General features: G+C 68.7%; 24 protein-coding genes and 2 pseudogenes. 14 read left to right on the forward strand and 12 right to left on the reverse strand.

Annotation, left to right across the window (positions count from 1 at the left end):
* Positions 1 to 12: 12 nt before the first annotated feature.
* Complete coding sequence (locus tag ABT369_RS46915) at positions 13 to 453, reverse strand: hypothetical protein (RefSeq protein ID WP_350623214.1); 441 nt, start codon at positions 451 to 453, stop codon at positions 13 to 15.
* A 68-nt stretch (positions 454 to 521) separates the two neighbouring features.
* Positions 522 to 1,448 (reverse strand): RNA polymerase subunit sigma-70, encoded by a 927-nt coding sequence (locus ABT369_RS46920; RefSeq protein ID WP_350623216.1) that lies wholly within the window; start codon positions 1,446 to 1,448, stop codon positions 522 to 524.
* 131 nt (positions 1,449 to 1,579) lie between these two features.
* Between ABT369_RS46920 and ABT369_RS46925 the strand changes: the two are divergent.
* Together ABT369_RS46925 and ABT369_RS46930 are read left to right on the forward strand one after the other, a co-directional pair.
* A pseudogene (locus ABT369_RS46925) lies at positions 1,580 to 1,651 on the forward strand (nuclear transport factor 2 family protein); the annotation flags it as partial.
* 46 nt (positions 1,652 to 1,697) lie between these two features.
* A complete protein-coding gene (locus ABT369_RS46930; RefSeq protein WP_350623358.1) occupies positions 1,698 to 1,889 on the forward strand; it encodes a hypothetical protein in 192 nt (63 codons plus the stop codon).
* On the opposite strand, the gene pruA is transcribed toward ABT369_RS46930, so the two are convergent.
* A complete protein-coding gene (pruA, locus tag ABT369_RS46935; protein WP_350623218.1) occupies positions 1,874 to 3,505 on the reverse strand; it encodes an L-glutamate gamma-semialdehyde dehydrogenase in 1,632 nt (543 codons plus the stop codon). The two genes, ABT369_RS46930 and pruA, sit on opposite strands and share 16 nt — an antisense overlap.
* A 34-nt stretch (positions 3,506 to 3,539) precedes the next feature.
* Complete coding sequence (locus ABT369_RS46940; RefSeq protein ID WP_350623220.1) at positions 3,540 to 4,466, reverse strand: proline dehydrogenase family protein; 927 nt, start codon at positions 4,464 to 4,466, stop codon at positions 3,540 to 3,542.
* Positions 4,467 to 4,589: 123 nt separating this feature from the next.
* On the opposite strand from ABT369_RS46940, the gene ABT369_RS46945 reads away from it, so the two are divergent.
* The 11 genes and pseudogenes from ABT369_RS46945 to ABT369_RS46995 all read left to right on the forward strand — a co-directional run.
* A complete protein-coding gene (locus ABT369_RS46945; protein ID WP_350623222.1) occupies positions 4,590 to 5,735 on the forward strand; it encodes a PucR family transcriptional regulator in 1,146 nt (381 codons plus the stop codon).
* Between the two features lie 261 nt (positions 5,736 to 5,996).
* A complete protein-coding gene (locus ABT369_RS46950) occupies positions 5,997 to 6,728 on the forward strand; it encodes a GntR family transcriptional regulator (RefSeq protein WP_350623224.1) in 732 nt (243 codons plus the stop codon).
* Positions 6,729 to 6,786: 58 nt separating this feature from the next.
* Positions 6,787 to 7,818: an ABC transporter substrate-binding protein gene (locus ABT369_RS46955; RefSeq protein WP_350623226.1), complete on the forward strand. Its 1,032-nt coding sequence runs from the start codon at positions 6,787 to 6,789 to the stop codon at positions 7,816 to 7,818.
* Positions 7,819 to 7,833: 15 nt separating this feature from the next.
* Positions 7,834 to 8,661, forward strand: coding sequence for an ABC transporter ATP-binding protein (locus tag ABT369_RS46960; RefSeq protein ID WP_350623228.1), 828 nt, complete (start codon positions 7,834 to 7,836; stop codon positions 8,659 to 8,661).
* A gap of 38 nt (positions 8,662 to 8,699) precedes the next feature.
* The gene (locus ABT369_RS46965) at positions 8,700 to 9,389 is read left to right on the forward strand and encodes an ABC transporter permease (protein ID WP_350623230.1); all 690 of its coding nucleotides are present in this window, start codon (positions 8,700 to 8,702) and stop codon (positions 9,387 to 9,389) included.
* A 55-nt stretch (positions 9,390 to 9,444) separates the two neighbouring features.
* Positions 9,445 to 11,022: a sulfatase family protein gene (locus ABT369_RS46970; protein ID WP_350623232.1), complete on the forward strand. Its 1,578-nt coding sequence runs from the start codon at positions 9,445 to 9,447 to the stop codon at positions 11,020 to 11,022.
* A gap of 31 nt (positions 11,023 to 11,053) precedes the next feature.
* On the forward strand, positions 11,054 to 12,358 hold the full coding sequence (locus tag ABT369_RS46975; RefSeq protein WP_350623234.1) for a thymidine phosphorylase: 1,305 nt from the start codon (positions 11,054 to 11,056) through the stop codon (positions 12,356 to 12,358).
* A gap of 14 nt (positions 12,359 to 12,372) precedes the next feature.
* Positions 12,373 to 13,221 carry a nitrilase-related carbon-nitrogen hydrolase gene (locus ABT369_RS46980; protein WP_350623236.1) on the forward strand — a complete coding sequence of 283 codons (849 nt, stop codon included), beginning with the start codon at positions 12,373 to 12,375 and terminating at the stop codon, positions 13,219 to 13,221.
* A gap of 9 nt (positions 13,222 to 13,230) precedes the next feature.
* Positions 13,231 to 14,664 (forward strand): dihydropyrimidinase, encoded by a 1,434-nt coding sequence (gene hydA / locus ABT369_RS46985; RefSeq protein WP_350623238.1) that lies wholly within the window; start codon positions 13,231 to 13,233, stop codon positions 14,662 to 14,664.
* 8 nt (positions 14,665 to 14,672) lie between these two features.
* The gene (locus ABT369_RS46990) at positions 14,673 to 15,731 is read left to right on the forward strand and encodes a TIGR03842 family LLM class F420-dependent oxidoreductase (protein WP_350623240.1); all 1,059 of its coding nucleotides are present in this window, start codon (positions 14,673 to 14,675) and stop codon (positions 15,729 to 15,731) included.
* A gap of 26 nt (positions 15,732 to 15,757) precedes the next feature.
* Positions 15,758 to 16,159 (forward strand): annotated as a pseudogene (locus ABT369_RS46995) (cytidine deaminase); the annotation flags it as partial.
* A gap of 45 nt (positions 16,160 to 16,204) precedes the next feature.
* On the opposite strand, the gene ABT369_RS47000 reads toward ABT369_RS46995, so the two are convergent.
* The 6 genes from ABT369_RS47000 to ABT369_RS47025 all read right to left on the reverse strand — a co-directional run bounded on the left by ABT369_RS47000 (position 16,205) and on the right by ABT369_RS47025 (position 21,613).
* Positions 16,205 to 17,143 carry a formylglycine-generating enzyme family protein gene (locus tag ABT369_RS47000; protein WP_502891916.1) on the reverse strand — a complete coding sequence of 313 codons (939 nt, stop codon included), beginning with the start codon at positions 17,141 to 17,143 and terminating at the stop codon, positions 16,205 to 16,207.
* 296 nt (positions 17,144 to 17,439) lie between these two features.
* Positions 17,440 to 17,640, reverse strand: a complete 201-nt coding sequence (locus tag ABT369_RS47005; protein WP_350623244.1) for a ferredoxin — start codon at positions 17,638 to 17,640, stop codon at positions 17,440 to 17,442.
* 34 nt (positions 17,641 to 17,674) lie between these two features.
* Positions 17,675 to 18,919, reverse strand: coding sequence for a cytochrome P450 (locus ABT369_RS47010; RefSeq protein ID WP_350623246.1), 1,245 nt, complete (start codon positions 18,917 to 18,919; stop codon positions 17,675 to 17,677).
* On the reverse strand, positions 18,912 to 20,186 hold the full coding sequence (locus tag ABT369_RS47015; RefSeq protein WP_350623248.1) for an NAD(P)/FAD-dependent oxidoreductase: 1,275 nt from the start codon (positions 20,184 to 20,186) through the stop codon (positions 18,912 to 18,914). The genes ABT369_RS47010 and ABT369_RS47015 overlap by 8 nt, the downstream gene beginning before the upstream one ends.
* 7 nt (positions 20,187 to 20,193) lie before the next feature.
* Positions 20,194 to 20,316, reverse strand: coding sequence for a hypothetical protein (locus ABT369_RS47020; RefSeq protein ID WP_350623250.1), 123 nt, complete (start codon positions 20,314 to 20,316; stop codon positions 20,194 to 20,196).
* Positions 20,317 to 20,572: 256 nt separating this feature from the next.
* Positions 20,573 to 21,613 carry a LacI family DNA-binding transcriptional regulator gene (locus ABT369_RS47025; RefSeq protein ID WP_350623252.1) on the reverse strand — a complete coding sequence of 347 codons (1,041 nt, stop codon included), beginning with the start codon at positions 21,611 to 21,613 and terminating at the stop codon, positions 20,573 to 20,575.
* A 595-nt stretch (positions 21,614 to 22,208) separates the two neighbouring features.
* Here ABT369_RS47025 and ABT369_RS47030 point away from each other — a divergent pair.
* Positions 22,209 to 23,243 carry a glycoside hydrolase family 11 protein gene (locus tag ABT369_RS47030; protein ID WP_350623254.1) on the forward strand — a complete coding sequence of 345 codons (1,035 nt, stop codon included), beginning with the start codon at positions 22,209 to 22,211 and terminating at the stop codon, positions 23,241 to 23,243.
* 112 nt (positions 23,244 to 23,355) lie between these two features.
* Here the strand turns inward: ABT369_RS47030 and ABT369_RS47035 are convergent, their stop codons facing one another.
* Entirely contained in the window at positions 23,356 to 24,963 is a 1,608-nt protein-coding gene (locus tag ABT369_RS47035) for a glycoside hydrolase family 27 protein (protein ID WP_350623256.1), read from the reverse strand.
* A gap of 33 nt (positions 24,964 to 24,996) precedes the next feature.
* Positions 24,997 to 26,820: a family 43 glycosylhydrolase gene (locus ABT369_RS47040; protein WP_502891917.1), complete on the reverse strand. Its 1,824-nt coding sequence runs from the start codon at positions 26,818 to 26,820 to the stop codon at positions 24,997 to 24,999.
* Positions 26,821 to 26,919: the final 99 nt, after the last annotated feature.

A 26,919-nucleotide genomic window follows, 5' to 3' on the forward strand; every position in this document is an offset into this window, starting at 1 on the left:
CGGTGCGGGGTGCTACCAGGCCGTCCTTCCACGGTCGAGGGCACCGTGCGAGGCCGCCCGGGACTCAGGTCCGGTGGTGCCGACGCAACAGATCGCCGGAGCCGGCCGACAGGCGTTCCGCTTTGAGGTGCCGGCCCAGCGGTACCAGCCGCCGAGGTGGTGGAAGTTGGCCGACTCGAACATGGCGGTCTCGACGTCCCTGGTCGGCCCGCCGGGCAGATAGGCGAAGCCGGCGTCGTAGAAGACGTCGCCTTGAGCCTCGAAGAAGATCGCGCCGCCGGGCACCCAGCCGGCTCTCGTGATGGTGTAGAGGCCCAGCCGGTGCGGCACGGCGAGGTCTTCCCACTCGCTGCCCGAGGGCGGAATCGGGTGTCCGGCCACCATGGCGGCGAACGCGCTGCGGCTGGCCGCCCACCGCATCTTGAACGGCGCGCCGGTGCAGAGCAGGACCACGGTGAGGATGCCGACGACCGGGCCGATCGGGAGCGATCCACCTGCCGGCCAGGACGCAGCCGCAGCGGCTAGATGTCGTGGAGGAACAGGGTCATCGCGTGTAGGCGGTCGCCGGTCGGCGTGAGCACCATGAGCCCGCCGGGTCGCTCGAACGCGGTACCGAGGAATTGCGAGGCGAACGCGGGCTGTCCGTTCATGCGAGTAGGGCGCAGCCGGATCTGGAGCCCTTGACCGGCGCGCCAGGCGGCACTGGTCCGCAGGAACGCGGCGATCGCCGCCGGGCCGTGGTATTCGTGCGGGGCGGGCGGCATGGCCAGCCACGCCTCGTCGGTGAGCAGACTGACCAGGGTGTCGATATCGCCGCCGGTGAAGGCCTCGGCGAAGCGGCTGACGATCTGGCGTTCTTGTGCCGACCCGGGCGCGGGTGGCGCCGCGCGGACGGGGTCGCGGTGGCGTTCGATCGCGCCGCGGGCCCGTTGGAGCAGGCCTTTGATTGCGGTCGGTGTGGTGTCCAGCATCGGTGCGACCTCACCGAGCGGGTACCCGAGCACGTCGCAGAGCACCAGCACGGCGGCCTGCCGGGGCGTGAGCCGCTGCAGCGCGGCGATGAACGCCAGCTCGATCGCCTCCCGGCCGGTGTAGCGCGCCTCGGGACCGGGATCGGTGTCGGGCAGCAGTGCGTCCGGGTACGGCTGCAGCCAGGTCACCTCACTGCGGCGGCTGGGCTCGGGAGGCTGGAACGGCGGCCGGGGCTCGAGCGGGATCCGCCGGCCGCGATCGCGCAGCGCGTTGAGGCAGCGATTGGTGGCGATCCGGTAGAGCCAGGACCGCGGCGACGCGCGGCCCTCGAATCCGTCCAGGCCGCGCCAGGCCGCCAGCAGCACCTCCTGCAGCACGTCCTCGGCGTCGGTCAGCGAGCCCAGGAGGCGGTAGCAGTGCACCAGCAACTCGCGCCGGTACGCCGCCACCAGCTCCTCGAACGTGACCTGAGTCACAGCAGTTCCGTTTCTCGGGTCTTCGGTGTCGGTACAGGCACCACACCGAAGGAGAGATCATGACCAGTTCAGCATTGCAGATCGCCGTGGCCCACCACCGCGCGTGGGCCGGCAAGGACCTGGCGGCGGCGATGGCCTACATCGCGGACGACGTCGTGCTCGACGCCCCGGCCGGGCGACTCGTCGGCATCCAGGCCTACCGCGAGTTTTCTCAGGCCGTTCGCCGAGCAGTTCCTGATCCGCACGGAGATGGTCGCCGCGTTCGGGGACGAGAGGACGGCCCTGCTCATGTACGACGCCGAGACGATCCCGGCCAAGAGCGCGCCGGCGGCCGAGTGCGTCACGGTCCGCGACGGAAAGATCGTCTACAACCGGTTCATCTTCGACCGCCTGCCGTTCGAGGAGTTCCGGCGCCGGCAGGCCGCTCATGCACCCAGGTAGGGGTAGCGGTAGTCGGTCGGGGGGACGAACGTCTCCTTGATCGACCGGGGACTGGTCCATCGGAGGAGGTTGCCCGCGGCACCGGCCTTGTCGTTGGTGCCTGAGGCGCGGCCGCCGCCGAACGGCTGCTGACCGACGACCGCGCCGGTGGGCTTGTCGTTGATGTAGAAGTTGCCGGCCGCGAACCGGAGCTCTTGCTGCGCCCACGCGATCGCACGGCGGTCCCGGGCGATGATGGATCCGGTCAGGGCGTACGGCGCGATCGACTCCATGCCCCGGACGACCTTCTCGAAGTCGCCGTCCTCGTAGACGTGCACGGCGAGGATCGGGCCGAAGTACTCGGTCGTGAACATCTCGTCGGTCGGGTCGCCGCCCTCGACGACGGTCGGGTTGACGAAGTAGCCCACCGAGTCGTCGAGCCCGCCGCCGACGACGATGTCGAGCGTCGGGGACTGCTTCGCGCGCTCGATCGCCGCCGTGTGCTTGGCGAACGCCCGGTCGTCGATGACCGCGCCCATGAAGTTCGAGAAGTCGGTCGGATCGCCGACCGCGATCGACTCGACCTCGGAGACGAAGGAGTCCCTCATCTTCTTCCAGACCGACCGGGCGACGTACGCCCGCGAGGCGGCCGAGCACTTCTGGCCCTGGAACTCGAACGCGCCGCGGATCATCGCGGTGCGCAGCACCTCGGGGTCGGCCGAGGGGTGGGCGACGATGAAGTCCTTGCCCCCGGTCTCCCCGACCAGGCGCGGATACGACCGGTAGGTGTGGATGTTGTTGCCGACCTCGCGCCACAGGTGCTGGAACAGCGGCGTCGAACCGGTGAAGTGGATCCCCGCGAGATCCGGATGCGCGAGCAGCACCTCGCTCACCCGCAGCCCGTCGCCGGGGAGCATGTTGATGACGCCCGGCGGCAGGCCGGCCTCCTCCAGCAGCTCCATCGTCAGTGACGCGGCGAGCTGCTGGGTCGGCGAGGGCTTCCAGATGACCGTGTTGCCCATCAGCGCCGGGGCGGTGGGCAGGTTTCCGGCGATCGCGGTGAAGTTGAACGGCGTGATCGCGTAGACGAAGCCCTCCAGGGGGCGGTGGTCGGTGCGGTTCCACACGCCGGGGCTGTTCGCGATCGGCTGGCCCGCGAGGATCTCCCGCGCGTAGTGGACGTTGTAGCGCCAGAAGTCGATGAGCTCGCACGCCGAGTCGATCTCGGCCTGCAACGGCGTCTTCGACTGGCCGAGTACGGTCGCGGCGTTGAGGCGCTGACGCCACGGACCGGCCAGCAGGTCGGCGGCCTTGAGCAGGATCGCGGCCCGGTCGTCGAAGTCCATGTCGCGCCAGCCCGGCGCGGCGTCGGCCGCGGCCTCGACCGCGGCGCGGGCGTCGGCCTGCGTCGAGTTCCGCAGCGTGCCGAGCACGTGCTGGTGGTCGTGCGGCTGGACGACCTTGATCTCGGCACCGCCGCCGGCCTTCCAGCGGCCGCCGACGTAGCCATGCAGGTCCTTCTGCCGCTGCTCGAGCTTCTCGATCTCCGTGCGGAGGGCCTGGCGTTCGGGGGTGCCCGGCGCGTAGGTCAGGTTCGGCTCGTTGCTGGGAGCCGGGGGAGTGGTGATGGCATGCATGGGGGCTCCAGGTGTCGTCGAGGGGAGAGGGAGGTCAGCCGCGGGCGAGGGCGCGCAGGAAGAAGGCGACGTTGGCGGGCCGTTCGGCGAGCCGTCGCATGAAATAGCCGTACCAGTCCGTGCCGTACGGGATGTAGATCCGTACGGTGTGGCCGGACCTGGCGAGCTGGGACTGCAGGCCGGCGGAGATGCCGTACAACATCTGGATCTCCCACTCGTCCAGCCCCTTGCCGTGTTGCTCAGCGGCGTCGCTCGCCGCCCGGATCATCGCCGGGTCGTGGGTGGCGACCATCGGGTAACAGCCGGAGGCCATCAGCTGGTGCAGGCCCTGCCGGTATGCGGCGTCGACCTCGTGCTTGCGTTGGTAGGCAACCGATTCGGGCTCTCGGTAGGCGCCTTTGACGAGTCGGACGCGGGCGCCGGAATCGGCGAGGCGGGCGAGGTCGCCGGCCGTCCGCCGCAGGTTGGCCTGCAGCACGTTGCCCGTCAGCGGGAACTCGTGCCGCAGCTCGTCGCCGATCGCGAGGGTGGAGTCGACCGTCGTGTGGTCCTCCATGTCCAGGGTCATCCGGCAACCGGCGGCGGCCGCCGCGACGGCGATCTGATGCGCGTGCCCCAGGGCGATCCCGTGGCCGTCCTTCGGGATGGACTGCCCGACCGCGGAGAGCTTGACGGAGACCTCGGACCGTTCGGCGTCGCCGGCCTCGTGCAGCCGGTCGAGCAGGGCCAGGTACTGGTCCCGGACGCGACGGGCGCCGGCCAGGTCGCTGACGTCCTCCCCGAGGAAGTCCAGGGTCGTCGTCATGCCACGCGAGTGCAGGCGGTGGACGGCAGCCAGCACCGCGTCCCGGTCCTCGCCGGCCACGAATCGCGTGACGACCTTCCGGGTCAACGGGTTCCGCTCGATCACGCCGCGCAGCCGTTGGTTGCGCGACGCCCGCAGCAACGTGGGACCCAGCACGTGCCCTCCTTCGGGTGCGAAGTGCCCCCAGCGGCACCACCAGCAGAAACTAGGAGGGCGGGCCCGCCCGCAACGAGAGACGGATGCCACGAACACCGCTCCGAAGGTTGTTACATTTGTCTGGTGACGGAGCTGGACGACCTGGTCGATGAGATGGCCGTCCTGCTCGGCGCACCGTGCACCCTCGAAGACGCCGACTTCAATCTGCTCGGCTACTCGGGGCAGAGCGATGTGGACAGTGTCCGGCAGCGCTCGATCCTGGAGCGGCGGGCGACCAGCCAGGTGCGCGACTGGTTCCACGCCCAGGGCATCCGGACATCGACCACGCCGATCCGTACACCCGCCGACCCGGATCTGGGCATCTCGGCCCGCCTGTGCATCCCCGCCCGGCACCTCAACCGCGTCCAGGGATACTTCTGGCTCCTGGACCCCGACGAGGCCATCCCGGAGCACGACTGGCCGGCCGCGAACCGCATCGCCGAGATCGCCGCGCTGCTGCTGAGCCAGTCGACCCGGCGCCAGACCCGGTTGAACCTCTTCTACCGCGACCTCGTCGAAGGCGACCGGATGACGGCCCGCGCCGCCGCCAAGGAGATCGCCTTCGCGTCCGACCTGCGCGTCGGCGACCCGGTCACCTGCCTCCTCGTCGAGCACCCGACACCGCTCTCCGCGCAAAGTCGCCGCGACGGTGTCGTCTGGGTCCAGGAGTCACCCACGATCGCCAGCGCCATCGTGCGCGGCCGCATCAAGCCACAGGCCCCGTCGAGGTCCGCGCCCTCGATCGAGCTCCTCACGCGCCTGGGCTACCTCCGCCGGTCCCGACCGCTGACCACCGCGCCGTTCGTGGGCATCGGCCCGCAGGTCGGCGCCCTGGAAGACCTGCGGCGGTCCCGCTGGGGCGCGCTGACGGCACTTCGGGTCGCGCGCGCCAACGACCCGGCCGCGCCGACGGAGTGGGCGTCACTCGGCGTCCTCAAACTCCTCTCGGCGGCCGCCGACCACGACCTGGCTGAGGCGGTCGTCTCCGAGCAGCTGATGGCGTTCCTGAGCGACGAGCGCCACGCGGAGCTTGTGCGCACGGCCCGGGTCTACCTCGACTTCGCCGGGAGCGCCGGGCAGGCGGCATCGGTGCTCAACGTGCATCGCCAGAGCCTGTATCACCGGCTCGCGCAGGTCGAACGCAGGACCGGGCTCGACCTCAAACGCGGGGCGGACCGGACCTACCTGCACCTGGCCCTGATGCTGGCCGACTTCCTGTTGCCCTCCTAGCCGGAACCCGTGCTTGGGGCGCTTCGCATCCGACCTGTTCGGAGGCATCGCCAACGCACGCCCGATGTGCCCGTTACCCGCGCCGGTCGCCGACTCGAACAGGATTGACCGATTCGACTGCGTTTACCGGTCGCGACCTGCCCTGCGCCTGCGCTGTGCCGCAACAAAGTTGTGCACGGTTGGACTGTTGACATCGCTGGATCGGACGCGCCAGACTTCCGGCCAAGAGGTTGGACCTCCGGTCCTCCATCATCTGGGGAGATGAGCGTGGCACGGTACCGCCCGATCGCGAGCGCGGCTGCGGAGCAGCTTCGCCAAGCCATCGATCGAGACTTTCCGCCCGGAACTCAGCTCCCGAACGAAAAGGATCTGGCCGTTCGGCTCGGCGTAAGCCGCAACACGGTGCGTGAGGCATTGGCTCAACTGGTTCTCGACGGGCTCGTCGAGCGCCGGTGGGGCGTTGGGACGATCGTGCGGGAGCCCGGTTCGCAGGTTTCGCTGAGCCTTCTCGCGATCAAGCCGATTCGCGACGTGATCGCGGACGCCGGCCGGACGCCGCGGCTGGCCCATGCTGCCGCGGTGCCCGCACTGCCGCCGTCGGAGGTCAGCAGGGCTCTTCGGCTCGGCCCGGAGGAGAAGGCGTGGTTCGTCGAACGACTCTTCTGCATCGACGACACGCCGGCCGTCCTGCTGCGGGACTACGCGCCGATGGTCGTGCGCAACCGACCGATCGATCTGGTGCCGCTGTGCGAGCTCAACGTCACGATTGTCGACCTGCTTGCGGAGCAGGCGAACATCACCGTTGATCGCATGGAGGGTGTGCTCGACGCGGTCGCCGCGAACGGTGACCTCGCCGACCTGTTCCGTGTTCAGCAAGGGCAGCCGCTGGTGCGCGTCCACCAGCAGTCGCTGCTGGCCACTGGCGACGTTGTGATCTACACGGTGGCGCACTACCTGGCCGAACAGGTGCGCCTGAGTTTCGCCCGAACCTGACCTCCCGCGGCGCGCCGGGCTTTGCGCGCCCAACCCCGTTACGTCGAAGGAGATTTCCGTGCCCTCACGAAACCGCCGCATTCGTAACTTATGCGCCGCACTTGCCGCGGCGACTGCCATGCTGCTGGCCGCGTGCTCGAGTTCGGGCGGCGGATCCGGAGGATCCGCAACGGGAGGGCCGAACAACAATGCGGCGGCCACGGTACGAATCACGACCGACAGCTTCGTGATCGGGCTGCCGATGTGGGTTGCGATGGATCAGGGGTACTTCGCGAAGCAGAACATCACTGTGACGCCGGGGACCTATCAGACTGGCGTTGATGGCATCAAGGCAGTCATCGCCGGCCAGGCCGACATCGCTCCGGCGCTCGACTTCGGCATGCTGTCCGCGCTGTCGCCCGGCGTGAAGGTCGTCGGGGCGATCGCGTCGCCCAAGGCCGGGTTCAATCAGCTCGCGGCGCGCAAGCCGATCGCCTCGCCGGGCGAACTGGCCGGCAAGAAGATGGGCTACGTCACGGGCACCGCGCAGGAGAACATCACCCGCCAGTACGTGAAGAACCAGCAGCTGACGGACGTTGAGCTCGTCGCGCTGCCTGGGCTGTTCGAGCTGGTCGGCGCGCTGAAGTCGGGCCACGTCGACGCCGGCTTTGTCTGGGGCGACGGCGTGGCACAGGTGAAGGCGGACAAGAACCTGGCAGTGATCGGGGACGACAGCTCGGTGATCGGCGCCGGGTCGCAGGGAATCTATCTCGTGGCCAAGGCGAGCTGGGTGGCCGACAACCAGGAACTCCTGAAGCGAGTGCTCACCGCCTATCGCGATGCGATCAACTACACGATCGCGAACCCCAGCCAGGCGGCCGCTATCGATGCGAAGGCTGTCAAGGCGCAAGTGTCGGCCATCGAGCCCGTGGTTGCCGTGGAAGGATTTTCGTTCAAGTTCACCGCGGATCAGGCGAAGTGGTTGGAGCAGGAGCGGACGTTCCTGGCGACCAAGGGCGTCAACAACGCGACGGGCGAGCTCAAGTCCTACTTCGACCTGCGTGCGATGGAGGCCGTCGAGCCCGGCTGTGTCACCGCATGGTCGAACTGAGCGGCGGTTCGAGCCATGACAGACGCTCCGACATCGGCCGACGCTTCGATCAGATTCCGTGACGTCGGCATCAACTTCACCCCGAAACAGCGCGGGGAGTGGGTGCTGCGCCACCTCGACCTCGAGATAGGCGACAACGAGTTCTTCGTGATCGTCGGGCCGAGCGGATGCGGGAAGTCGACACTCCTGCGAGTGCTGGCTGGTATCGCGAAGCCGACCGAGGGATACGCGCAGACCAGTCGTGGAGTTGTCCAAGGGCCAGGGCCGGACAGGGCAATGGTGTTCCAGAGCGTGGACACCCCACTCATGGAGTGGCTCAACGTACGCCGCAATGTCGAGTACGGGCTTCGGATGCAGCGTGTGCCCAGAGCCGCCCGCTCGGCGACCGTGGATCAGTATCTGCGGAAGGTCGGTCTGCATCGTGCGGCGAGTAAGTATCCGCATCAGCTGTCCGGTGGCATGAAGCAGCGGGTGCAGATCGCACGAGTGCTCGCGTCGAACCCGAGTGTGCTGCTCATGGACGAGCCGTTCGCGGCGCTGGACGCACAGACCCGTCGGTTGCTCCAGCGGGAGCTGGTCAGTCTCTGGCAGGACGAGCCGCGCACGGTCATCTACGTGACGCACGACATTCGTGAGGCTGTGCTGCTCGGGACCAAGGTCGCCGTGATGACGGCACCGCCGCAGTCGACGATCAGAACGACCTATGAGATCGCAATGCCCTACCCGCGGGACGAGTTCGCGCCGGAGTTCGTGGAGCTGGCCAGCAAAGTCGAAGCGGACATCGAGGAGGAGGTGGGTAAATTATGGGCCGGCGATGGCTTCGAGTCGCAATCTCGATCCTAGCGGTTGCCGCATTCATCGGCGTCTGGACCCTGGCTTCCGTGCGCGCTGACCCGACGCTGCTCCCTACTCCCGCCCAGACGCTGCGCGCGACCGGCGAGCTGTGGGACGACGGAACGCTGTGGTCGGCCGTGGGTGTGTCGATCCGGCGGATCCTGCTCGGTTGGCTGCTGGGCTGCGCGATCGCTCTCCCGCTCGGCGTCATCGCGGGCATCTCGCCTTACGGGCGTGCGGCAATCGATCCCTTCGTGCACTTCTTTCGGTTCATCCCCGCGATTGCGCTCACGTCTCTGTTCATTCTCTGGTTCGGCATCGGCGAAGTCTCGAAGGTCTACCTTGTCGCCTATGCCGCCGGGTTCACGGTGGTCGTGAACACCGCCGCCGGAGTGGGCGCCGTGTCCCCGGACAAGATCAGTGCGGCTCGGTGCGTCGGTGCGAGCCGGCTGGCGACCGTGCTGACCGTGTCGATCCCGGCGAGCGTCCCGTTCATGTTCACCGGTATGCGGCTCGCGCTGGCGAACGCCTTCCTGGTGATCGTCGCGGCGGAGGCGCTCGCCACCCAGAACGGTCTCGGCTACCTCATCTGGAATGCGCGGATCTACTTCCGAACGGATGCGATCTTCGTCGGAATCCTCTTCCTGGGAATCCTCGGGTTCGTCTTCGACCGGCTGTGGAAGCTCGTCGGGAGCACCCTGCTACGCCGCTACATGACGACCGCCGGGAGCTACTAGGGCGGCCGGTGCGCGCCCGCTCGACGATTGAGGGAGTTCAGGAGCCCATATCGCTATGCCTACACCGACGTACAAGTCCGCGACGCCACCCAATGTCCTGCTCGTCATCGTTGACCAACTTGCCGCGAAGTGGCTCGAAGCGGCGTTCGACGGAGCGGCCCCGCTGCCGAACCTGGAGTGGCTGCGGGACTCCGGGACGATGTTCCGGAACGCGTTCACGCCCAATCCGGTCTGCAGCCCAGCACGAGCGTCCCTGGCCACCGGCTTGCCGTCGTCAGCACACGGTGTGGTCGAGTGTGGGTATCGCCTCGATCCAGCGATACCCACATTCATGGGCGAACTGCAACGCGCGGGGTGGAGGACGAGCCTGCACGGCAAACTCCACTTTCAGCCGAACTTGGAGACCTTCTACCCCGACTACCGCCAATACGGGTTCGACCACACCGATGTGACGGAGGACGTTCGCGTCGGACCATGGCTGGACTGGGTCCGTGAAACGCATCCGCTCCACTACCCGGCGGCGCTGGCCACGGTCTGGATGACCATGCACCCGGCGTTGCGGTCGGAACCGTTCTCCGGGCTGCGCGAAGACATCGAGAAGGTGCAGCGCGCCTGGCGGTGGGCCTCCGACGAGCGGCCGCTGGACTCGGCCGAGAGTTACGCTCTCCCGTTCCCGGCGGAAATATCGCAGTCGGCGTGGATCACCGATCGAGCCGTGGAGCGCATTACCGCCCACTCGGGTGGCGAGCCGATGTTCGCACAGGTCGGGTACATCCAACCGCACAACCCGTTCTGCGCTCCTGAAGAGCTCCTGCGGTTGGTCAACGAGGCGGCCATCCCCGCGCCGGTACCCGCCGAGTGGGCCAGTGACCCGAACGCTCCGACCATCTTCTCGTCGGCGAAGCGAGGTCCGTGCGCCACCTACGACGAGGCCGGCCGCAACGCACGCCAGATCTACTTCGCGGACCTGATCCATCTCGACCAGCAGTTCGGGCGCCTTCGGCAAGCGCTGGTCGACTCGGGCAGGCTGCATGACACGTATCTGATCTTCACCAGCGATCATGGAGAGCTTCTCTACGACCACGGGCTCCTCGGCAAATGGAACAGGCATTACGACGCGTGCATTCGGGTTCCGCTCCTCATCGCCGGTCCGGGCATTGCCGCGGGAGCCGTCGAGGACAGCCTCGTCGAACTGACGGACCTCGCTCCGACCATCCTGGACCTCTGCGGTGTCGCGGAGCCGAGACTGCCGAGATTCGAGGCCGCCGACGCTTCCGTCAGGTGGGACCTGCGCGCACTGCACGGCCGAAGTCTCGGCCGAATCGGCTCCGTGGAGCATCCCGCGCCAAGGCGGGAATCGGTTCTGGTCGAAAGCTACGGAACACACTGGAACAGCGACGCTGATGGCTTCGCTCGTACGCTGCGCACCGCTCGACACCGGTACACCGTCTACGGCGACGGCAGCGAACAGCTCTTCGACCTCCAGGTCGACCCCGACGAGCAGGACAACCTCGTCGGCCGCGCCGGCACCGAATCGCTGCGGACGGGTCTGAGTCGCCAGCTGCTCCAAGCGCTGATCACGAGAGACAACCCGCCGCCTGGTGCTGGCCTGTATGCCCGACAGGGCTGGTAAAGCCAATCTCGTCGAAGGAGAGTAGCCCCGCGTGCAGGACCTGACCGCCACCGATGTGATCGCCACCAAACGCGACGGCGGAGCACTGACCGATGCCCAGATCGACTGGGCCATCGACGCCTACACCAACGGCATCGTCGCGGAAGAACAGATGGCGGCGCTGCTGATGGCGATCTACCTCAACGGCATGAGCCCGAGAGAGATCGCGCAGTGGACCCGCGCCATGATCAACTCTGGTAAGCGCGTCGACCTGTCGCGGCTCCCGAGGCCCACCGTGGACAAGCACTCGACCGGCGGCGTCGGCGACAAGATCTCCCTGATCCTCGTGCCGCTCGTAGCCGCATGCGGCGCCATCGTCCCGCAGATGGCAGGCCGCGGCCTCGGCCACACCGGCGGCACGCTGGACAAGATGGAGTCGATCCCCGGATGGCGCGCCGATCTGGCCGTCGACCAGTTCGTGCGACAGCTCGACGGCGTCGGCGGAGCCATCTGCGCGGCGTCGGAAGACCTCGCGCCCGCTGATCGCGCCCTGTACGCGCTGCGCGATGCCACCGCGACCGTGGCGTCCATTCCGATGATCTCCGCGTCGATCATGAGCAAGAAGATCGCCGCCGGCCCGCGCAACCTGGTGCTTGACGTGAAGGTAGGCACCGGTGCCTTCATGACAGAGGTCGGGGCCGCTACCGAGCTCGCGCACACCATGATCGACCTCGGTGCGGCGCACGGCGTCAGGGTCTCCGCCTTGTTGACGGACATGTCCACCCCGCTCGGTCACGCCGTTGGCAATGCCGTCGAAGTGTCCGAGGCGCTCGACGTCCTCGCCGGGGGCGGCCCGACGGACATCGTGTCGCTCACCCTGGCGTTGGCCGACGAGATGCTGCGCCTGGCCCGCGTCGACGCCGATCCCGCCGCGGTCCTGGCGTCGGGCAAGGCGATGGACACCTGGCGGGCCATGGTTCTCGCCCAGGGCGGCGATCCGGACGCCGAACTGCCCGCGCCGCGCCATGTCGAACGCGTCACGGCGGCAACAGACGGCCGCGTCGACATGCTCGACGCGATGCAGGTTGCCCGTGCCGCATGGCGACTCGGCAGCGGCCGGGCTCGGAAGGAGGACGCCGTTCAGGCGGCCGCCGGAATCATCTGCCTGGCCAAACCCGGCGACCCGGTCACGCGCGGCGCTCCGCTCTTCGAACTGCGTACTGACACCCCTGACCGCCTCGACGCGGCGATGCGGGACCTCGCGACTGCGGTCAGCATCGCCCCGGCCGACGAACCGAGCCACGCCGGCCGTGAGCTCGTCCTAGCAACCATTCGTCACGACGAACCGACGCGATAGGCATTGGAGCACTCATGGGCGTGGTACGCGCAGCAGTCACCCAGGTCGCCTGGACGGGTGACAAGGAATCCATGATCGCCCGGCACGAGGAACTGGCCCGCGAGGCGGCCAGCCAGGGTGTGCAGGTCATCGGGTTCCAGGAGCTGTTCTACGGTCCGTACTTCGGCGCCGTGCAGGACCAGAAGTACTACCAGTACGTCGAGCCCATCCCCGGGCCGACGACCGAGCGGTTCCAGGCGCTGGCCAAGGAGCTGCACCTGGTGACCGTGCTGCCCATCTACGAGGTGGCCAACGAGGGCGAGTACTACAACACGGCCGCGGTGATCGATGCCGACGGCACGCTGCTGGGCAAGTACCGCAAGCATCACATCCCGCACCTGCCGAACTTCTGGGAGAAGTTCTACTTCCGGCCGGGAAACCTGGGTTACCCGGTGTTCGACACGGCGGTCGGCCGGATCGGCGTCTACATCTGCTACGACCGGCACTTCCCGGAGGGCTGGCGCGAGCTGGGGCTGAACAACGCGCAGATCGTGTTCAACCCGTCGGCGACCAAGCCGGGCCTGTCCAACCGGCTGTGGCAGCTCGAGCAGCCGGCCGCGGCCGCGGCCAACCAGTACTTCGTCGCGGCCAACAACCGCATCGGGCAGGAGGTCGACGAGTTCGGCGCGGACGCGCCGCACTTCTACGGCTCGTCGTACTTCGTCGACCCGCGGGGCAACTACGTCGGTGAGGTCGCCTCCGAGGACAACGAGGAGCTCGTCATCCGGGATCTCGACCTCGACGAGATCACCAAGGTCCGCAACGACTGGCAGTTCTATCGCGACCGGCGGCCGGACTCCTACCGTCGAACCGTCATGCCCTGAGGAGTCCAGATGCCTGACGTGATCATCAAGGGCGGTACCGTGGTGTCGTCCACCGGCAGCAGCCTCACCGATGTCGTCATCGACGGCGAACGGATCGCCGCACTGCTGGCTCCCGGCGTCGCCGACACCATCGGGATCGAGCCGGCGACCACGATCGACGCCACCGGCAAGTACGTGATCCCCGGCGGCATCGACGCGCACACCCACATGGAGATGCCCTTCGGCGGCACGTTCGCCTCGGACACCTTCGAGACGGGCTCACGGGCGGCCGCGTGGGGCGGAACGACCACGATCATCGACTTCGTCGTGCAGGCCCACGGGCAGCGGGTGCAGGACCAGGTCGCACGCTGGCACGAGAAGGCCGCCGGCTCCTGCGCGGTCGACTACGCGTTTCACCAGATCGTCGGCGACGTGAACGACGAGTCGCTCAAGGCCATGGACGAGCTCATCGGGGAGGGCATCACCAGCTTCAAGCTGTTCATGGCCTACCCGGGCGTGTTCCTGTCGAGCGACGGCCAGATCGTGCGGGCCATGCAGACCGCGGCCCGCAACGGCGGACTGATCATGATGCACGCCGAGAACGGCTCGGCCATCGACGTGCTCGTCCAGCAGGCGCTCGCACGCGGTGAGACCGGCCCGTACTTCCACGGCGTCACGCGGCCGTGGCAGGCCGAGCAGGAGGCCACCCACCGGGCGGTCATGCTGGCCGATCTCACCGGCGCGCCGCTCTACGTCGTGCACGTGTCGGCCAAGCAAGCGCTGGCCCGTATCGCCGAGGCCCGCAACGCCGGCCAGAACGTGTTCGGCGAGACCTGCCCGCAGTACCTGTACCTGTCGTTGGAGGAGCAGCTCGGCGCCCAGAGCGAGCGGTGGGGCGACTTCGAAGGGGCCAAGTGGGTCTGCTCGACGCCGCTGCGGGCCCGGGCCGAGGGCCACCAGGACGAGCTGTGGCGGTACCTCCGTACCGGTGACGTGACCGCGGTGTCCACCGACCACTGCCCGTTCTGCATGAAAGACCAGAAGGAGATGGGGATCGGCAACTTCGCCAAGATTCCCAACGGCATCGGCTCGGTCGAGCACCGGATGGACCTGCTCTTCCAGGGCGTCAAGGACGGCCGGATCTCACTCGAACGATGGGTCGACGTGTGCTGCACCACCCCGGCCCGGATGTTCGGCCTGTACGGCAGGAAGGGCGTGATCGCGCCGGGCGCCGACGCCGATGTCGTCGTGTACGACCCGAACGGTCACACCTCGATCGGCATCGGCGAGGGCCGCACCCACCACATGAACATGGACTACTCGGCCTGGCAGGGCTGGGAGATCGACGGGCATGTCGACGTCGTCCTGTCCCGCGGTGTCGTGATCAAGGACGAGACCGGCTACGTCGGGTCCAAGAGCCACGGCCGCTTCGTCAAGCGCGAGCTCTCGCAGAACCTCATCTAGGAGGACCGGTGGATTTCGGGATTGTGCTGCAGAACGATCCGCCAGCGTGGCGGGTGGTCGACCTCGCCCAGCGGGCCGAGAACTACGGGTTCTCGCACGTGTGGACGTTCGACTCGCATCTGCTCTGGCAGGAGCCGTTCGTCGTCTACTCGCAGGTCCTTGCGGCCACGCACCGGGTCATGGTCGGGCCGATGGTGACCAACCCGGCGACCCGCGACTGGACGGTCACCGCCTCGCTGTTCGCGACGCTGAACCACATGTTCGGCAACCGTACGGTCTGCGGCATCGGGCGAGGCGACTCGGCGGTGCGGGTGATCAACGGCAAGCCGGTGACGCTGGCCGAGCTGCGCGCCGCCATCGAGGTGATCCGGCCACTGGCCAACGGGCAGACGGCCGACTACAAGGGCAACCAGCTGCGCTTTCCCTGGGGGGAGCAGTCCCGGCTGCCGATCTGGGTCGGTGCCTACGGCCCCAAGATGCTCGCCCTCACCGGCGAGATCGCCGACGGGTTCATCCTGCAACTGGCCGACCCCGACATCACCGCCTGGTCGATCCAGGCGGTCCGCCAGGCCGCCGCGTCCGCCGGCCGCGATCCGGAGTCGATCACGATCTGTGTGGCCGCACCGGCGTACGTCACCGACGGGTCGGCCGGCGGGTTGGCCTGGGGCCGGGACCAGTGTCGCTGGTTCGGCGGCATGGTCGGCAACCACGTCGCCGACATCGTCGCCCGCTACGGCGCCGACGGAGCCGCCGTCCCCAAAGCGCTGTCGGACTACATCGCCGGCCGCGAGGGCTACGACTACAACTCGCATGGCAAGGCGGGCAATGCGCACACGGACTTCGTGCCCGACGAGGTGATCGACCGGTTCTGCCTGATCGGCCCGCCGGCGGCGCAGGTGGAGCGGCTGGAGCAGCTGCGCTCGCTCGGCGTGGATCAGTTCGCGCTGTACCTGCAGCACGACGCGAAAGACGCGACCCTGGCCGCCTATGGCGAGACCATCATTCCCCGGATCAACCTCAGGCCGACAGCACAGATGGCCGGGCCGGCAAGGACCGTCGGTCAGTGAATACAACACCGCCGAACGTACGCGGGATCGACTGGGCAGCGCTGAGAGCTGCTGCCGTAGCGGTCATGGCCAGAGCCTATTCCCCATATACGAACTTCCCCGTCGGCGCGGCCGCGCTCGTCGACGACGGGCGGGTCGTCGTCGGCTGCAATGTAGCCAACGCCTCCTACGGACTGGGATTGTGCGCGGAGTGCGGTCTGGTCTCGGCGTTGCACGCCTCCGGCGGCGGCCGGCTGGTGGCGTTCGTGTGTGTCGATGGCAAGGGCGAGCTGCTCATGCCGTGCGGGCGTTGCCGGCAACTGCTCTGGGAGCACGGAGGCGCGGAGCTGCTCGTCGCGACTCCGGATGGACCCCAGCCCATGACGGCGATTCTCCCATGGGCCTTTGACGCGACGAGTCTTCGCGTGCCGGCCGAAGAACCCAATCCTCGATGATCGTCCACAACGGACAGACATCGGGTTGCGGGACGTCCCTCAGCCGGTGACGTCGACCGCGCAGCGAAAGCCGGTGTGGCCGGTCGAGGAGTCCGGGCTGTTGTGCGTCCGGGCCGCGACTCGGTAGCGGTTGCAGTAGGAGACGTGGCACAGGTACGAGCCGCCGCGCACGACGTGGTCGGCGCCGTCCTGGGGACCCTGCGGGTCGATGCGGGTGGCGGCGCTCTCGGCGCGGTGCCAGGTGGTGCTCCAACGGTCGGCGCACCACTCCCAGACGTTGCCGGCCATGTTGTACAGGCCGAATCCGTTGGGGGCGAAGCTGTCGACGGGCACCGTGCCGACATCGTCGAGGTCGCCGCGTCCGTAGCCGGGAAACGCGCCTTGCCAGATGTTGCACCGCCGCCGCCCTCTTGGCGCCAGATCGCCCCCCCAGGGGTAGGTCGCGCCGACCAGGCCGCCGCGTGCGGCGATCTCCCATTCGGCCTCGGTCGGCAACCGGCCGCCGGCCCAGGCGGCGTATGCGACGGCATCGTGCCACGAGACGTGCACGACCGGATGGTTCGCCAGCGAGCCGTTGCTCGAGCCTCGGCCCCGTGGGTGGCGCCAGTCGGCACCGCGAACGCCACGCCACCACGGGGCCCCATCCACCTGCGCGTCGATCACGTCAGCCCGAGCCTCGGGGGACACCAGCGACCAGAACACGTAGGACCACCCGTAGCGCTCGGCGTCGGTCACATGACCAGTCGCTTTGACGAACGCGGCGAATTGCCGGTTGGTCACGGCGAACCGGCCGATGCCGAAGCCGGAGACCGTGACCTCGCGCGTCGGTCCCTCGCCGTCGCCCGGGTTCGCGTCGGGATCGTCGCCGCCGATCGGATAGCACCCGCCCGGCACGGCCACCGCGTCGCGGACGCTGGCAGGGCGGCGGGACGCGTGACCGGACCCGGTCGGCGGGCGGCCGTCCGCCGGCTCGCGCACGTCGTCCGGCGCGGGCGGCCGGGCAGGGCCGCAGCAGCTGGTATCGGGGGACGCCGCGGTAGATGCTCGCCGGGCCTGAGCCTGGCGAGCAACATCCCGGATGGGCTGTTCGCGGGACTGACGCACCCCGCGACCGCCGGCGTTGCCGCTCATTGAGGGCCCCATTTCGACTCGCCGGATAGGCGCTGCTCATGAGCGGTGGTTGGAGGTCCAACCTATCGCGCCGTCATCCCTCGCTCAAGCTCGCGGGAGCCGACGCGACCGTCGGGTCGGAGGAACGGGCCGCAACGGGATCGCTACGGTTCTTCGACGACGAGAATGGCCCGCTCGGGGCATGCGGCCGCCGCGTCCTCGACGTCCTGGCGAATGTCGGGAGGGATCTGGTCGACCAGCGCGACGGCGATGCCGTCCTCGCGGAGATCGAAGAGCTGTGACCAGCCGAAGAAGCACAAGCCGTGTCCTTTGCAGGCGACCGTGTCGATGCGCAGCTGAGCCATTCCTGCCTCCAAGTAATTGTCGATGCCATGACATTCAGGCCGCGCGCTGAGCGCTCACCCGAACAGCCTCGTAGCCCCAGATGACGAATGCGTTCGTGTGCTTCGGCTCGCTCACCAGCCGCAGCTCGGGGCACAGCTCGCGGATCAGGCTGAAGCTCGCCTCGAGCTCGATGCGCGCCAGCGGTGCGCCGAGGCACGCGTGGATACCTCCGCCGAAGTTCACGTGTCGGGATGCGTTGACCCGGCCGATGTCGAGCCGTTCGGGATGATCGAAGACTCGTGGGTCGCGGTTCGCCGCGCCGTAGAGCATGGCGATCTTGGCGCCGAACGGGATGGCGACGCCGCCGACCGTGATGTCCTCGGTGAGGGCCCAGCGCTCGAACATCTGCAGCGGCGGGTTCCAGCGGATGAGCTCCTCGATCGCCTGGCGCGGCTCAACCTCGCCGGCGAGGAACCGCTGCCACTGGTCAGGGTGCGTCAGCAGCGCGGCGATCCCATTGCCGGTCGTGTTGACCGTCGCCTCGTGGCCGGCGTTGAGCAGGACGATGACCGTCGAGATGATCTCCGCCTCGCTGAGCGTGTCGTCCTCGTCGTGGACCGACACCAGGGCTGAGATCAGGCCGTCGCGTGGGCTTCTGCGCGTGTCGGCGATGAGCTCACGGATGCACGCCACGAAGTCCCGCGCCGCCCGATCGGCCTCGGCGGCGTGCTGCTCGCTGGTGCCGACCTCGTACATCCGCACCATGCTGTGCGCCCAGTCGAGGAAGAGCTGCTCGTAGCTGCGGTCGGCGCCGAGCAGCTCACAGATGATCGATATCGAGTACGGCATGGCATAGTCGTGCAGCAGGTCGAAGCTGGCGCGTTCGCGCAGCGGCGACAGCAACTCGGCGGCGCGCTGCCGTGCCGGCTGCCGAAGGTCCAGCACGCGCCTCGGCGTGAACGCCGCAGACACCAGGGAGCGAATCCGGTCGTGCGCCGGCGGTTCGAGCTCCAGCAGGCTGAAGCGCTCGGCTTCCCAGAAATTGACCCAGCGCGGGTCGCGCGGCTGGGCGGAGATCTGCTCGGGCGTGTACATGTGGTCGAAGGCGCGGCCGAGCCGCGCCTCCCGCTGGCATGCGTGGACGTCCGCATGCCGGGTCACGATCCACTTGTCGATCGCCGGCGCGTACGCCACCGGGGTGTCGCTCTCGCGGATCGCGTCGAGGATCGGGTACGGGTCGGCGAGAAACGCAGGGTCCGTCGGGTCGAATGCAACAGTCGGAGCTGTCGGCTCAGTCAAGACCATCTCCTCTGGTGGCCGGCGGCGAGGCCGGGTTCGGGTCATCCAGACACCGGGTCTGGATCGTGCGGCGGGCCAGCATGGCGTCCTTGGGCGAGTTGATGGCCGTGCAGCCGACCAGCTGGCCGTTGAACCAGTGAGTACTGACGTGGCTGCCCTCGTCGCTGCGCTCGACCACGGTCACGCTGCCCGGCAGCCGGCGACCGACGAATTGCAGCTTCAGCCCGAGCTGGTCCGACCAGACGTACGGCACGTGCGTGAACACCTGCCCGGGCTGCCCGGTCATGGCGAAGAGCGCGGCGTTCGTCCCGGCCCGCTCGCCCTGCTCCCGCGCGGTCGTCCAATGTTCGATGCGCATGGCCTGGCCGTAGAGCGGGTTGGTCCAGCGGACCGCGTCGCCGCACGCGTAGATTCCGTCTGCGCCGGCGCGCAGCCGTTCGTCGGCGACGATCCCGTCCGTCAGCTCGATGCCCGAGCCGTTCAGCCAATCGGTGGCGGGCCGCACCCCGATGCCCGCGACGACCGTGTCGGCGGTCAGTTCGGTGCCGTCGTCCAGGAGAGCAACGAGTTCCGCTCCCTGCCGGTGCACAGCGCGGACCGATCGACCGCATGAGATGGCGGTGCCGGCCGCCTGGTGGCGTGCCAGGAGATAGCCGGCGGCCGGACCGCCGATCAGCGGCGCGAGCGGCGCTGGTGCGATCTCGACGACCGTGACGTCGACCCCGTGGGCGCGAGCGGCGGAGGCCACCTCGAGACCGACGAATCCCGCGCCGACAACGAGCAGCCGCCGCGCGCGGCGCAGCGCGGCGGCCAGCGCGCGTGCATCGCCCAACCCGCGCAACACGTGGACTGGAACATCGTCAACAGGGAACGGGAGAGGCCGGGGCTGCGCTCCGGGGGCCAGCACAATTGCTTGGCACGCGTACTGCGTGCCGTCGGCCAGCCGGATCCGGCGCCCGGCTACGTCCAGGCTCGTCGCGGCCACGCCGGTGCGCAGGGTTATACCCAGTCGCTGCCAGTGCTCGGGCTCGCGCAGGCGGTACGACGACGGCTCGGCGCTGTCCGCGGCGGTGGCCGGCGACAACGCCTGCTTGGACAGCGGTGGCCGGTCGTAGGGCTCATGCGGCTGCGCGTCGATGAGCCACACCGGCCCCTGGTACCCCGCGCGCCGGGCGGCGTCGGCCGCCGCGACACCGGCAACCGATCCGCCGACGATCGCGATTCCGCTCCGTTCGCCAGCACCGCCGTGCCGGCTCTGTTCCGCCATCGGGTGGTCACCTCCTCGGATCGCCCGCGATGAACCCAACGCGGGCGTAGTTCGTCATCGCGTTGTCCGCGCTCCCGGTCCCGGCCCGCTCGACGACACCGTCGCGTTCGGCCGACACGGCTGCACGCATGGAATTCACCTCGGGTCGCGCTCAGTGGACCGCCTGCATGGGGGTTCACCATAGGTCGCGGCGAAGTCATGGGTCAAGCGCTTGACGTGTTGATTTCATTGGGGTTGCTGGCATCGATACAGGTACAGGCGAAGGAGGCCGCCGCCTCGGTTGTCACCTGTCGTGACCGCCGGCTCGCCGTTGAGGGCTGCGGGCTCTCGGCGCGCGTAGCGCACCCCTGTGCACCGCTGGATCCCGTTAAGGGGTAGTGACAGCCCTAACGGGTCGGGGCTGCGCCGGTCGAGTCGCGGAAGACGACTTCGGTGGGCAGCACGGTGGGGAGCGCCTGGGCAGGCTCGCCGTTCAGGATGCCGCGCACCTGCGTGGCCGCCAATTCGCCAAGGAGTCGTGAGGGCAGCCGAACGGTTGTCAGGTTCGGTTCGATGACCGTCGACAACGGCTGGTCGTCGGCGCCGGTCACGGAGACGTCGCGCGGCACGGCCACCCCGACGTCACGCAGCGCGGCGATGGCGCCGAACGCCTGCAGGTCCGAGCCGCAGGCGATGGCGGTGACGCCGGCGTCCTTCCAGGTTGGCCAGTGCGCTGCGACAGTCGCGCGGGCGACGGCGGCATCGATGGCACAGCGCGCCACGGTCGTGCGCGCCTCCGGCGAACCCCGGCGAAACGCCGAGAGCAAAGCTCGCCGGCGAACTTCCATGCTCTGCGATCCGGTGTTTCCGTCGAGATAGGCCAGGTGGCGGTGGCCATGCGACGCCAGGTGCCGTCCCAGGGTGCGCGCACCGGCACTGACGTCGAGATCGATGCGCGGAAAGTGCGGTTCGCTGCCTGGCGAGTCGAGGACAAGGACTGGGCAGTCGGGACGAAGGGCGGACAGATCGTCGGTGCCGAGCGCGAACACGATGATCGCGTCGGGTCCGAGACGCAGCATCCGTTCGATGCTTTCGGAGGTGACGGCCTGCCCGAGGTCGGTCACGACCGTCAGCAGGTGATACTCGGGGTTGAGCCGGCTCAGGAGTCCGTGTTGCAGGCTGGCGAAGAACGGCGTGGTGTTGTCGGGAGCGATGAAGCCGATGATGCCGGTCTGGCCGGTGGCGAGGCTCTGGCCCCGCCCGTCGATTCGGTAGCCCAGCTCGCGGGCGGCGGCGAGAACGCGGTCCCGGGTGGCTTGGTTCGCCCGTCCCGCGTCCTTGCCGTTGAGGACAAGCGATACGACCGATGTCGATACTCCGGCGGCCTCGGCGACTTCGGCCCCGGTGACACGGTCGCGGCTCGATCGCCGCCGACTCGTCCCGACCAACACAACTCCAGTGACGAAATTCAGCGCCGCCCGCGCGGCTTGACCACCCTATGCAAACAAGCCAACCGAACCGGGACCGGCCCCGCCAGCATACTCGTGCCGGTCGGCGGCGCCTCCGCCACGATCTCGCCCCACGACCGGCGCCGGCGACACGTTCACCGCCGCGCTCGCGGTCGCGCTGGCGGGTGGCCGCCCGCTCGCGCAGGTCGAACGCAGGACCGGGCTCGACCTCAGACGCGGGGCGGACCGGACCTACCTCCACCTGGCCCTGATGCTAGCCCGAGCAGAGTTCGAAACTTTCGGTCCGACGCTGCGTCTTTCGGTGTTGTCACCGGGCGGATCGCCGGGCTTCCGACACCGGCGCAACCGCTTCCAGCTGCGATGTTGTCCGCTGCGGCGGCCCACTTTGCTTGCGGCAATCTCCGGAACTTTTCCGAGAATTCTTGCCAGATGGGCGGCGGCGTGCCCATAATCTCGCTACCTCGGGTTCGACCAGCATCGATCAGTGAAACCGGCCGTCGACCGCATGGACGGCCACTCGGTGCCCTGGTGCCCGTCGAGCGACCTCGCCCGCCCTTTCGAGGAGGAAGCATCCATGCACGACACACTCGCTCAGCCGAGCGGCCGCAGACGCCGACGCCTGCGACTGCTCATCGGCGTGGCCAGCGCCGTCACCCTGGGGGCCGTCTCGGTGATTGCCGCCGGTACCGCCCACGCCGAGGCCGACCGGACGATCACGTCGAACTCGACCGGCAGCCACAACGGCTACTTCTTCTCGTACTGGAAAGACAGCGGCAACGTCACCATGAACCTGGGCGCCGGGGGCAGCTACAGCGTCCAGATGAACAGCATCAACAACTCCGTGGTCGGCAAGGGCTGGAACCCCGGCTCCACCAGCCACACGGTCAACTACTCCGGCTCGTTCAACTGCGGCGGCAACTGCTACCTCGCCCTGTACGGCTGGATGACCAACCCGCTCGTCGAGTACTACATCGTCGAGAACTTCGGCAACTACAACCCGAGTACGGGAGCTCAGCGCCTCGGCTCCGTCACCACCGACGGCAGCACGTACGACCTGTACCGCACGCAGCGCGTCAATCAGCCCTCGATCCAGGGCACCGCGACGTTCTACCAGTACTGGAGCGTGCGGCAGCAGAAGCGCACCGGCGGCACCATCAACGTGGCGAACCACTTCAACGCGTGGCGCCAGGCCGGTCTGCAGCTGGGCAGCCCGAACTACCAGATCATGGCCACTGAGGGCTACCAGAGCAACGTGAGCTCGAACATCACCGTCAGCGAGGGCTCCGGCGGTGGTGGCGGCGGTGGCAGCACCGGCGGGGGTGGCGGCGGTGGCGGTGGCAATGGCGGTTGTACGGCCACGCTGTCGGCGGGCCAGAAGTGGAACGACCGCTACAACCTCAACGTCGCGGTGTCCGGCTCCAGCAACTGGACCGTGACGATGAACGTCCCGGCGCCGGCAACGATCAGCTCGACCTGGAACGTGAGCGCAACCTGGCCGAGCCAGTACGTGATGGTCGGCAAACCGAACGGCAGTGGCAACAACTTCGGCGTCACGATCATGGCCAATGGTCAATGGACCTGGCCATCGGTCTCCTGCAGCACCGGCTGACGCCGGGGATCCGCACATTGCCCGCGGTGCGCGGCGGCCCATCGGCCGCCGCGCACCGCGCCTGCGGCACGCTACTTCCGCACCTGCCGGCGGCCGACCCAGGTCCGGCCGCTCACGAGCGGGTCCAGCGCTGGTTGGTGGCACCGGTGCAGGTCCACAGCTGGACGGGCGTGTTGTTGGCGGTGGCCGCGCCGCTCACGTCGAGGCACAGCCCGGACTGCACGCCGGTGATGGTGCCGTCGGCGTTGACGTTCCACTGCTGGTTGCTCTGGCCGTTGCAGTCCCAGATCTCCACCTTGGTGCCGGGCGAGGTCTGGTTGTTGTACGCGTCCAGGCACTTGCCGAGCACCTGCAGCTGCTTGGAGCCGGTGGAGGTCCACTGCTGGTTGGTGCCGCCGTTGCAGTCCCAGATCACCAGCTGCACGCCGTTGGTCGTGCTGCCGTTGGGGTCGTCGAGGCAGCGGCCGGACGCCGTGCCCCGGATCGTCGTCGTGGATCCGCCGCCTGGATTGCCGGTGGTACCGCCCGCGACCCGGTACATCACCACGCCGTGCCCGGGCACGCTCGCGGTGATCGCACCGCCGGTGGTGCTGGCCGCCCCGCTCCACAGGTCGGTCAGCGAGTAGGACGACGCGCCGGACTTGCCGATCGCGGCGGCCGTGGTGCTGATCGTCGCGGTGGTGCTGTTCTCGTTGAACAGCACCACGGACACGTCGCCGTTCGCGAGCGGCTTGGCGAGCACGTCGAGCCCGCCGGAGGAGCTCACCATCCGGCCCTGCTTGCCGGCCGGGTCCTGGTCGACCGCGATCACCGCCTTGTTGCCCAGGATCGACAGCGTCGTGGCGCTCGCGTTGACCAGGTTGTTGCCGGCCAGCAGGGGCGCGGCCATCTCGGCCCACAGGCTGAAGTGCGCGCGGTCCTCGGTGGCGGACATCCCGTTGCCGACCTCGAGCATGTCGGGGTCGTTCCACCGGCCGGGTCCGGCGTAGGCGGCGAGGCCCACGTTCTGGTGGAAGATGTTCAGCATGCTGCCGAAGTTGGCCTGGATGTCGCCGGTGGTGCGCCACAGGTTGCCGACGTCGGGCGCCCAGGTCCACGGCGCGTTGACGCCCCATTCGCAGATGCTGTACACGATCGGGCGCCCGGTGGCCGCGAGTGCGTCACGCATCGCCGAGTAGCGCGAGATGTACTGCTGGGTCGTCGAACTGCCGTTGTTGAAACAGTTGTCGTACTTGAGGTAGTCGACGCCCCAGGCCGCGAAGCTGCGCGCGTCCTGCGTCTCGTGCCCGAGGCTGCCCGGGTAACCGGCACAGGTCTGGGTCCCGGCGTCCTCGTAGATGCCGAGCTTCAGGCCCTTGCCGTGCACGTACGCCGCGGTGCCGGAGATCCCGTCGGGGAACTTGCCGTAGTCGGGCTGCAGGTTGCCGGCCGCGTCGCGGCTGTGCTGCATCCAGCAGTCGTCGATGTTCACGTACTGGTAGCCCGCGGCCGCCAGCCCGGACGACACGAGCTTGTCGGCGGTCTGCTTGACCAGGGCCTCGGAGACGTTGCAGCCGTACGCGTTCCAGTCGTTCCACCCCATCGGCGGGGTGAGCGCCAGGTTGTTGGCGAGCGCCTGGGCCGGTTCGGCCGTGCGCACGCCGATGAACCACACGGCGGCGCCGGCCGCGAGCAGCAACGCCACCGCGCGGGCCAGCCAAGGCCGCTGTTGCACACGCATGATCTCTCCCTCGATCGAGTCGGCTCGGGTGCGCTACTGCAGGGATGCGTCGTCGAGGTAGAGACCGTCGGTGCCGGCGGCCGTCTCGACGTAGAGCGTGGCGCCGGTCAGCGTGCCCGTCCACGAGACCGTGGCGGTGCCGGTCAGCTGGGTCCAGCCGCCGGTGGTCACCGTGGCCGCCGGGGTGAGCTGGACGTAGCTGGTCGTGCCGTTCGCGGTCACGGCGAGCGTCACCTTCGCGCTCGGGGTGCCGCTCTGTGCGCGGACCCATGCGCTGGTCGTGTAGCTCTTGCCGTTGGTCAGCTTCGACGTGACGTCCTGGGCCGGGCCGTTCCACGCCGCGGTCCGGCCGGTGATCTGCAGCGACTGGCTGCCGCCGTGGACGACCGAGCCGGACGCGAGGGTGCCGGCGCCGAAGACCGACCAGCCGCTGGTGCCGCTCTCCATGCTGCCGTTGGCGAGCAGGTTGCCGCCGCCGTTGTCACCGCCGCCGGTGCCGGCGAACTGCCACCAGTCGACGTTGAAGAGGTTGCCGGACCCGCCGGTGTACTTGAAGTACAGGTCGTGGGTGCCGGTTGCGCCGCTCACCGGGCAGGTGACGGTGGTCCAGGTCTGCCAGCCGCCGGTGCCGGCGACGGTACAGGTGCCGGCGAGAGTGCCGTTGAGGCTGTCCAGGTGCAGCTCGATGCGCCCGCCGCTGGTCGCCGAGGCGACCCGCGCGCTGAACGACGTCGCGCCGGCGCCGAAGGCGACGCCCTTGACCTTGATGTTGTCGCCGTTCTCGATCCAGCCGACGTTCATGCCGCCCCCGCTGGACGGCTCGGTCTCCACGCCGTTCTCCCAGGCGATGGTCTCGGCCTCCTGGCGCGCGTACGGGTTCAGCGTTCCCACCTGCGGCGCGCCCGTCGTGGTCATGTTCATCGCCGGGATGGTCCCGTCACTGTTGTAGCTGAACTTCTCCACGGCCACCGAGCGGGTGTAGCCGCTGCCGCCGGGCAGGGCCCCGTTGTGGTAGAAGAAGTACGAGCCGCCGTTGAAGTCGATGACGCCCGGGTGGTTCGTGAAACTTGCACCCTGGGTCGGCATGACAGTGCCGCGGAAGGTCCACGGCCCGGTGGGCGACGTGGCGGTCGAGTAGGCGATGTACTCCGAGCAGCACTTCGCGGCGAAGACGTTGTAGTACAGGCCGTTGCGCTTGTATACCCACGGGCCCTCCTCGAACAGCGTCGGGCGGCTCGTGTTCCCGGTGCGGGTGCCGAAACCGGCGGTGGTCAGCGGGATCTGGGCCGGGCTGCCGGCGGTCGAGATCATGTCGGCGTTGAGCTTCACGTACCACAGGTGCGGGTTGCCGTAGTACAGGTACGCCTGCCCGTCGTCGTCGATGAAGACCGTCGGGTCGATCTCGGAGTTCTGGATCAGCGGCCGGCCCAGGGCGTCGCGGAACGGGCCGGTGGGGTTGTCGGCGACGCCGACCCCGATGGCGTTGCTGCCGTTGGCCATGCGCACCGGCACGTACCAGTAGAACTTGCCGTTGCGGTACACGGTCTGCCCGGCCCACGCATCCGAGCTCGCCCAGCTGAACGTGGACAGGCTCATCGGCGATCCGTGGTCGGTCCAGTTGACCATGTCGGCGGAGGACCAGACCCGCCAGTCGCGCATGGTGAAGTACGTCGAGTTGTCCTCGTCGTGCCCGGTGTACAGGTAGACCCGGCCGTTGTAGACCAGCGGCGCGGGGTCGGCGGTGTAGATCGTCTGCACGATCGGGTTGTCGGCCCGGGCCGAGGCGGCCGGCATGAGTCCGGTCAGGCACAGCAGGCCGGCGGCCGCTACGAGCGCGCGCCGGATGGAAGCTTTCACGGAACGCTCCTGGGGTGAATTGTGATCGCTCACATGGCGCGTGGCGGGCGCGGATGAGCGTCGGCGGTGGGATGTCAGGGAACCTTGCCAGAATCGCTC

It is taken from the genome of Dactylosporangium sp. NPDC000244 (assembly GCF_040300725.1).
In the GTDB taxonomy this organism is placed as follows: Bacteria; Actinomycetota; Actinomycetes; order Mycobacteriales; family Micromonosporaceae; genus Dactylosporangium.